General features: G+C 32.1%; 8 protein-coding genes. 5 read left to right on the top strand and 3 right to left on the bottom strand.

The window, feature by feature from the left end; all coding sequences use genetic code 11:
- Nucleotides 1–273: 273 nt before the first annotated feature.
- Together BW932_RS13970 and BW932_RS13965 are read left to right on the top strand one after the other, a co-directional pair.
- Entirely contained in the window at nucleotides 274–966 is a 693-nt protein-coding gene (locus BW932_RS13970) for a hypothetical protein (RefSeq protein WP_076388662.1), read from the top strand.
- A 151-nt stretch (nucleotides 967–1,117) separates the two neighbouring features.
- Nucleotides 1,118–2,212: a hypothetical protein gene (locus BW932_RS13965; RefSeq protein ID WP_076388660.1), complete on the top strand. Its 1,095-nt coding sequence runs from the start codon at nucleotides 1,118–1,120 to the stop codon at nucleotides 2,210–2,212.
- A 402-nt stretch (nucleotides 2,213–2,614) separates the two neighbouring features.
- Here BW932_RS13965 and BW932_RS14465 read toward each other — a convergent pair whose 3' ends face one another.
- Nucleotides 2,615–2,737: a hypothetical protein gene (locus BW932_RS14465; protein WP_262493371.1), complete on the bottom strand. Its 123-nt coding sequence runs from the start codon at nucleotides 2,735–2,737 to the stop codon at nucleotides 2,615–2,617.
- Between the two features lie 110 nt (nucleotides 2,738–2,847).
- Here BW932_RS14465 and BW932_RS13960 point away from each other — a divergent pair, with 110 nt between their 5' ends.
- Both BW932_RS13960 and BW932_RS13955 read left to right on the top strand, forming a co-directional pair.
- Nucleotides 2,848–3,987, top strand: coding sequence for a restriction endonuclease (locus BW932_RS13960; protein WP_076388658.1), 1,140 nt, complete (start codon nucleotides 2,848–2,850; stop codon nucleotides 3,985–3,987).
- A gap of 168 nt (nucleotides 3,988–4,155) precedes the next feature.
- Nucleotides 4,156–4,809: a hypothetical protein gene (locus BW932_RS13955; protein ID WP_076388656.1), complete on the top strand. Its 654-nt coding sequence runs from the start codon at nucleotides 4,156–4,158 to the stop codon at nucleotides 4,807–4,809.
- Between the two features lie 131 nt (nucleotides 4,810–4,940).
- On the opposite strand, the gene BW932_RS13950 is transcribed toward BW932_RS13955, so the two are convergent.
- On the bottom strand, nucleotides 4,941–5,942 hold the full coding sequence (locus BW932_RS13950; RefSeq protein ID WP_076388654.1) for an IS110 family RNA-guided transposase: 1,002 nt from the start codon (nucleotides 5,940–5,942) through the stop codon (nucleotides 4,941–4,943).
- A gap of 373 nt (nucleotides 5,943–6,315) precedes the next feature.
- Between BW932_RS13950 and BW932_RS13945 the strand changes: the two genes are divergently transcribed.
- Nucleotides 6,316–6,771, top strand: coding sequence for a nuclear transport factor 2 family protein (locus tag BW932_RS13945; RefSeq protein ID WP_076388652.1), 456 nt, complete (start codon nucleotides 6,316–6,318; stop codon nucleotides 6,769–6,771).
- A gap of 224 nt (nucleotides 6,772–6,995) precedes the next feature.
- Here the strand turns inward: BW932_RS13945 and BW932_RS13940 are convergent, their stop codons facing one another.
- Nucleotides 6,996–7,403 (bottom strand): DUF2207 family protein, encoded by a 408-nt coding sequence (locus BW932_RS13940; RefSeq protein WP_076388650.1) that lies wholly within the window; start codon nucleotides 7,401–7,403, stop codon nucleotides 6,996–6,998.
- Between the last annotated feature and the right edge of the window lie 69 nt (nucleotides 7,404–7,472).

The following is a 7,472-nucleotide window of genomic DNA, read 5'->3' as shown; positions in this document are numbered from 1 at the left end:
CGTCCTTCCGTTTTCGGAGTTCGAAGTTCAAAACCTAAGGCTTTCAAATCGATATTCTCCACAAAAGCATCGATAAAGCGAACCGGATTATCTTCAGAAATCGACTCTTCTAAACTCGTAAAAAACATTTGATTGCGGGAGATCCCAGTGATGTGTTGCATCATTAAATATACGAATTCACTCCCGAAATATTGAAATTATTTACCTATTTTTGATTAAAATAAACGGAGGTTTTTTCACAGACTGCCGTTAGCCAACATTTAAAACTGAACAATGGATAATTTCGAGAGACTAATAAAAAGTTGTGATGAAAATTTAATATTTTATTCACAAAAATTATCACAAGTAAGAACAACTCTTAAACTTTATGATGAAGTAATAAATCTTTTAGAAACGGAAAGTAATGAATTAATTAATTTAAAAAGAAGTATTGTTTTCGCAGGACATTTGACCATTCCATTTCTGGAACTTTCAGTTACTCTAAAAAATCTTATCATAGCAAAAACGGACTGGGAGAAAATTTTCTTTATCAAAAATTCATATCTAATAATTTTTGAAAGTTTAAAAATAATTAGACCTGAAAAAAATTGCTCAACAATTTTAGAAGAAAGTATAAATTCAAATAATTTAAAAGATCTTAAAACGGATTTAGAAAAATGTAATGGCGAAATTACTAATTTCAGAAATACTGATGATTTTAAATTAATTGAAAATGTTCGACATTACACCGCAGGACATATTGACAAAAATCTGAAACTTTACTACGACACAATAATAAATCTTGATGGAGAAAAATCTGCTCAAATTGTCGGCAAGTTTATGCAAATTTTATCTAATGTATTGACTCTATCACAAAAGACAGAAAGTAGATTACTAAAAATATACGAATCAAAAGCAGAGAAGTCTACAAAAGAATTAAAAGAAAAACTCGAACAACTTGAGAAATTAATAAAAAACGTCGGCTAACATCGTATTGGCAATAGTGCGGAGGAATCGCAAGTTTAACCATTTTAGATTTTCCGAAAATTAATTTATAATAAGAAAGTTTCCCTGTTTAAGCCGCACCATCGCCAATACGTAACCGTTATCGGAGATATTTCCAAACCAAAACTCAAGAATGACACAAGAATTAAAAGAGGTTGAAAAGCAAATTAAAAAAACGCACAAATTTGCTTTTACGCCAAAATATAATACCAAATTTAACACTCATCTTTCAGAGAAAGCATTTTTTGCCATTACAAGCCAAACTTTTGAAAAATTAGATTGGGATATAATTTATGTTGACAAGCATTCTATTGAAGCTAAACGAAAATCGAAAAGTTTGGGAATGAGTCAATACACAGAATCAATTATTGTTTCTTATCAATATGGTAATGTAGCAGTAAAAAGTGAATCATTAGGCGATGAATTTTGGGATAATGGACGAAATTCAAAAAGAGTACATCTTTTCATTCACGTTTTTCAGGATATTGAAAAAAAATACAATCGAGAAGAATTACGAGCATTGGAAAAAGAACAAGAATCTAAAGAAAATTGGGACGATTATCAAATTCCTACTGAATTGCCAAAGCCCAACCTTATTCATAAATCAAATATTGTTTTCCCAATTGTCCTAGCAATTATTTCAGCAATAATTTTAGCATTATTAATTGCAAAATTATCTTTGACAGGAAAATATATAATTTTCCTCTTTGAATTTCTTGTTGGTTTAGCATTAGCTTATTTATTAAAAATTGGAATCAAATTAGGAAACTTTACTGATTTTAATAAATTAAGAAACATACTAATTGCTGCAATTTTTATAGTTTTCGTAGGAAATCAAGTATTTCAATACCATATCATATTAACTGAAAACAATTTTGAAAGAATTGGATTTTTTGAATTTTTAAAACTTAGACTTCAACAAGGTTTAACATTAAAGAGCTTGAACCTAGGAACTATTGGATTAATAATTAGTTGGATTTTACAATTGGGATTAACTTTTGTATTTGGTTATTTAAATTTAAATCGATTTTTAATTTCTTACGTGGTAAAAAGAATTCCAACAGAAGTAATTGACTTTGCATTTTATCATTTTGTAAAAGGCAAAGACGAAAGTCAAGTTAGAGCCGAACTCTCTTCTTTAGGTTGGACTAGTGAAATAAATCAAAATGAAGTCTTTGAAGCTATAGATGGAATTCAGGGAAATAACGAAATGAACAGAGCAATATAAAAATACTTCCGCTAATAACTAAGATTTCGTTTGGTCTGAAAAATACAAAAACCCGTTAAATTTCTTCAACTTCAATCAAGATAAGCTTTTTTCGATAGCTTTTATGACAGAGATTGCTTCGTTCATCGCAATAATTGCTTGGAATCCCTCTCTTATAACCGTCATTGCGAGCGGAACGAAGTGGAGCGCGGCAACCCCTAACTTCAAAACTCGTTGTTGTACTTTGGGGTTGCTTCTTCGTCGTGCCTCCTCCTCGCAATGACCGTTAGTTTTTGAGAAGGACTGATTTTTTGCTAGCGTTTAGAAAGAGTTTTCTGCGGTTTTCCTTTCCTGCTCAAGAATACGGAAACTTTTTTCACTTTGGCAATGCTTGAAATCATTTCATACATTCCGTAACCCAAGTTAATAAATCCATTTTTCCACAAAAGCGTCAATAAATCGAACCGGATTATCTTCAGAAAACGAATCTTCTAAACCCGTAAAAACCATTTGATTGCGGGCAATCCCAGTGATGTGTTGCATCATTAAATATACGAATTCACTCCCGAAATATTGAAATTATTTACCTATTTTTGATTAAAATAAACGAAGGTTTTTTCACAGACTGACGTTAACTGCAATTTTAAAAAAACCTTATGTCTATCGAATTAATTATCTTTATAATTGTCGGGCTCCTTTCTATTTATGGAGGCATCTATATTGACTTTAAGAAAAAAATTGAAAGTGAAATAAATGCAAAAAACGCACAAAAAAGTAATTTTGAAAAAAAGATTTTAACACTTGAAAAAGAACTTAATAATTTACAAAATCTAATTAATGAAAAAGAAGTACTTTTCGCAGATATAAATAATGTAAGTGATTCTTCGATAAAAAAAATAACTTCACTATTTTCTGATTATTTATTACTACAATATGATTTAAGTGCAAAATATCTTGAAGTTAAACAACGACCAGCCTATACTGAAGCACAACGAATTAGAGAACTAAAAGCAGAAACAAAAAATTATACTCAACAATATAAACTAATGCTTTATAAATATGAGTATCTACTAAATGTTTTTCCCGAACTAGAAGAATATGTTGAGGATTTTGCATCAATAAAAGAAATTGACAATTATGCAAACGTGGGTAACATATCTGAGGAATTTGATTACGCGCGTAAATATTTGACCAAAGAAGAATATAAATCTTTGTCAGAAATTGAAAGAAATCAATTAGCATTAAATAATTATATTAAAGGAAAGAAAAGTAATTGGCAAATCGGTAGAGATTTTGAACTTTTCTGTGGACAACATTATGAGAAAAATGGTTGGGAAGTAAACTACTTCGGAATGGAGAAAAAGTTAAATGATCTAGGGCGAGATTTAATTGCGAAAAAAGGATCAGATATTCACGTAATTCAGTGCAAATATTGGTCTCAAGAAAAATTAATCCACGAAAAACATATTCTGCAACTATTCGCAACTACACATATTTTAGAACTTGGAAAGACTGATTTGTTCAACCATTTCACGCCCGTTTTTATGACAAATATCAAACTGTCAGAAACTGCTCTTGATTTTGCGAAAAAATTGAATGTTAAAATTATTAACTTACAATTAACTGAATTTCCGAGAATTAAATGTAATGTCAATGGCACTAATAAAATCTACCATTTACCATTTGACCAAAAATATGACCAAACTCAGATAAAAAATAGAAATGAATTTTATGCATTAACAGTTGAGGATGCAGTTTCGAAGGGCTTCAGAAGAGCTTTAAGATATTATGGATAAAAAAACTGCAGGTAACAAGGGTTTGGCAATAGCGGGCTGGAAGTTTTCAATTGAAGATTTGCGCTTCGATAGAAAAGTGTATTTTAGTTGAAAGTTTCGGCTTTCAAATCCCCGCCATCGCCAAGCCCCAACCGTTAGTTGCAAGTTTACAAAAACAATCGGTCAAATATGAGTTACCCTAAAGAAATTTTAAAAGAAGCGTTAAACAATTTTATAGTTGAAAGACTTGAAAAATATGATTTCAAATTCAATGAGAAAAGTCTAAAATTCACACGAGAATTTGGAGAAATAAAAAACGAAATTTATTTTCCAGCTGCTAAATACAATTATGCCAATGAAATCATTCAATTCGATTGTTATTTTGAAATTGAAAGTCCAAAATTTAAAAGATGGCATAAAAAAAACTTCCCTGAATTAAACGTTGCATATTATCTAAATCCAAAAAATAAATATTCTGAAAAATTTAATCGCGATTTACTTGATGCATATTATGATTTTAAGGAACACGAACATAAAGCAGTTATGAATGTTATTTTTGAGAATTTTGAAAATTATGCAAATCCATATTTTCTTGACAATAACACTTGGAATAAAATTGTTGACAATAGTGAAGATTACGAAGACAAAATTGATGCATTAATTATGGCTGAAAGATTTCAAGAAGCTCTTGAATTATGTTCCGAAAAATTAACTAAATATGAAGCTTTTATGGAAACACAGGATTTTAAAAACGAAACTAATCCTAATATTATCGAACATTATTCTTATAACTCAAATCGATTGAAAATAAAAAAGCAATTTCTAATAAAAACCTGCAGCTAACATGTTAGTGAAGACTATTAATCTTTAAAGGTATTTCTAGTTCACCTCTGTCTTGTTTATTTAAAGGTATTAATTTTATGATTGTAAAGTAAAGATATTCTATGACAAAAAGCAAGCGAAAATTGAAAAAATTACGCCGCAAATTTGTGCAGATTGATAAAGTTTGATTCTCGTTGGATCACCGCAAAAATTCTGTAGACAATTTTGCATTTTATGTTGTTTAAAACCAGCATCGTATGTTTTCCTTCCGCTTTTTTCCGCGCGTAATATTCTTTCAGTTCAGGATCGTATTTGATCGCAGTGAGCGACACCATATGTAAAAGCGATTTCATCTTTTTATCCGCCAGATGACTGACCCTCGTTTTTCCCTTGATACTCGTTCCAGAGCTGTGTTCGAAAGGTGCAACGCCGGAGTAACACGCAAATTTTCTTCCATTGGTAAACGCCGTAAATCCTTTGGTGACCATCAAAAGATAGACTGAAGTAATTTCCCCAATTCCCGGAATGCTTTTTAAAAGTTGTTGCTGTTTGTACAGCACTTCATCTTCTCGAATCAGTTTTTTAATCTTATCATCCAGCATTGCAAGCTGCTTTTTCAGGTATTTCACCGTTTGCCGATTGATTGCTTTTACGGTGCCGAAAACTTCTTTGCTGAGGAACATTTCGTTTTCCATGGTTCTTTCAAAAACTTTAATGGCAGCAATGGTTTTTTCGCGTTCAGAAAAGATGATTTTAAGTTGCTGGAGATTCAATTCAGGTAGTACAGAAAGCGTGATTTTATCGGTATTTCGTTTGGCGTAATAGGCGATTTCTTTGGCATCTACCTTGTCGCTTTTACCGCGCGTGATTCCCAGGGAGCGTTTTATTTCCAGTGCTGGGACCTGCGAATAATCGAGTTCATTTTCGCTCAAAACCAAGGAAAGCAAGGAGGAATAAATGCCTGTGTTTTCGAAGACGAAAAGTATTTGATCTAATTCGTGTCCGGCTTTTTTGAGGTTTTTTAAAAATGAGTTTATGGATTTTTGCGTGTTGAGAATCTGTTCTCTTTCCAGCTGTTGATCATCTGTAACCAGGCAATAATCGAGGGTTAATTTTGCCACATCAATTCCTAGGTAAGTTCTGTAGTTTTTCATAATTTAGTAGGGTATTAAATTAATGTTGAAATTTCTTTAAAATCTTTATTAGATCTGGGTAATCTGGTATTCTATCTAAAGCTGCTTCAACCTTTTAAAACAAGGCAGAGGACTGATATGTTAGTGAAGACTATTAATCTTTAAGGGTATTTCTAGTTCACCTCTGTCTTGTTTATTTAAAGGTATTAATTTTATGATTGTAAAGTAAAGAAGGTATTTCTAGAAGCGGGTATGAAGTTTTCATCAAAGATTTTCGCAATTAATCTAGTTTTTAGCAATTAGAAAGTTTTCGTATTTTTATACCGTCTTCTGAATCCTTCAAACGTTGTATTCATTCGAAAAAGTTAAATTTTATCGATTAAAACTGACAAATATGAAAAAATTATTGACTTTTATTTCCGTAACATTTTTATTATTCGCCTGTACCAATCCTAAAGAAAATACCATGACAAAGCCAGACCATGAAAAATTAGTGAAGCAGTATTTTGAACATTTTAACAAGCACGAATGGACCAAAATGGCAAATCTTTACACAGAAACCGCTGAGTTTAAAGATCCATCTTTAGGACCCGGTATTGTAAAGCAAACCAGACAACAGATCATCGACAAATATTCACAATTAAACGAAGTTTTTCCAGACCTTCATGATGAGGTGATTCAGACTTATCCTTCCGGGGAAAATCATGTTATTGTGGAGTTCGTATCAAGCGGAACTGCTCCCGACAATTCGAAATTTGAGTTGCCGATCTGTACTATTTTTACCATCGAAAAGGGGATGATCACGAAAGACTTTACCTACTTCGACAATTTTGAAGAAGGACAAGATTAAAAACAATACTCCTACAACTTCCCGAAAACTCAAAAATCGATTGATAATAAATCGGTTCCTTTTTTCCATGATTTATTAATGGGATTTATTTCTCCTTTTCCCATTCAACATCCTTGAAAATAACATTGTATCATTTAAGATCCATATCAATGGTATGCGATAAGTCAGGAATTGAACCCAAAAAAAATGTTCAGAAAAATCTGAACATTTAATAACTAATTTTTTTACCAGCCGCCGCCACCGCCGCCGCCTCCACCACCGCCGGAAAATCCACCACCGCCACTTCCGCTGCCGGAACTTGAAGGTTGCGTAGAAGAACTTGCGATCGATTGCGAAAGGGACGAATTCAGTGAATGGGTGAAATTCATATTCATCATCGAGGCTCCAATAAACCAGTTGGATTGGTATTGATCGGCTCCCATAGCAGAATTTTTCAGCATATTCTGAAATTTGTCGCCCCAGATTTTATCGACTCCCAAAACCATGGCAAAAGGCAACATTTTTTCGAAAACATCGGGAGTCATTGCAGGTGGATTGTGAAACTGCAACGTTTTTTCTTCTGCCGTTCCCAAATACATTTTAAAACCTTCTATTAAAGAAAGGGTTGGATCAATCTCAAAAGTTGTGTGCAAATTGAAATAAGTTTTCGATTTTTGCAGTAAACTTTAAGAACATTGGATCATTATCTGGAACTGCTGAAA

Origin of the sequence: Kaistella chaponensis, from assembly GCF_900156725.1 — a bacterium.
GTDB lineage: Bacteria > Bacteroidota > Bacteroidia > Flavobacteriales > Weeksellaceae > Kaistella > Kaistella chaponensis.
The sequence above is the reverse complement of the archived record's forward strand: the minus strand, read 5'-3'. Positions and strand labels throughout refer to the sequence as shown.

Excerpts from the sequence above, each read along its gene's own strand:
- BW932_RS14465 (WP_262493371.1), bottom strand. The coding sequence starts at position 2,737 with ATGATGCAACACATCACTGGGATTGCCCGCAATCAAATGGTTTTTACG.
- BW932_RS13955 (WP_076388656.1), top strand. The coding sequence starts at position 4,156 with ATGAGTTACCCTAAAGAAATTTTAAAAGAAGCGTTAAACAATTTTATA.
- BW932_RS13945 (WP_076388652.1), top strand. The coding sequence starts at position 6,316 with ATGAAAAAATTATTGACTTTTATTTCCGTAACATTTTTATTATTCGCC.
- BW932_RS13950 (WP_076388654.1), bottom strand. The coding sequence starts at position 5,942 with ATGAAAAACTACAGAACTTACCTAGGAATTGATGTGGCAAAATTAACC.
- BW932_RS13970 (WP_076388662.1), top strand. The coding sequence starts at position 274 with ATGGATAATTTCGAGAGACTAATAAAAAGTTGTGATGAAAATTTAATA.
- BW932_RS13960 (WP_076388658.1), top strand. The coding sequence starts at position 2,848 with ATGTCTATCGAATTAATTATCTTTATAATTGTCGGGCTCCTTTCTATT.
- BW932_RS13965 (WP_076388660.1), top strand. The coding sequence starts at position 1,118 with ATGACACAAGAATTAAAAGAGGTTGAAAAGCAAATTAAAAAAACGCAC.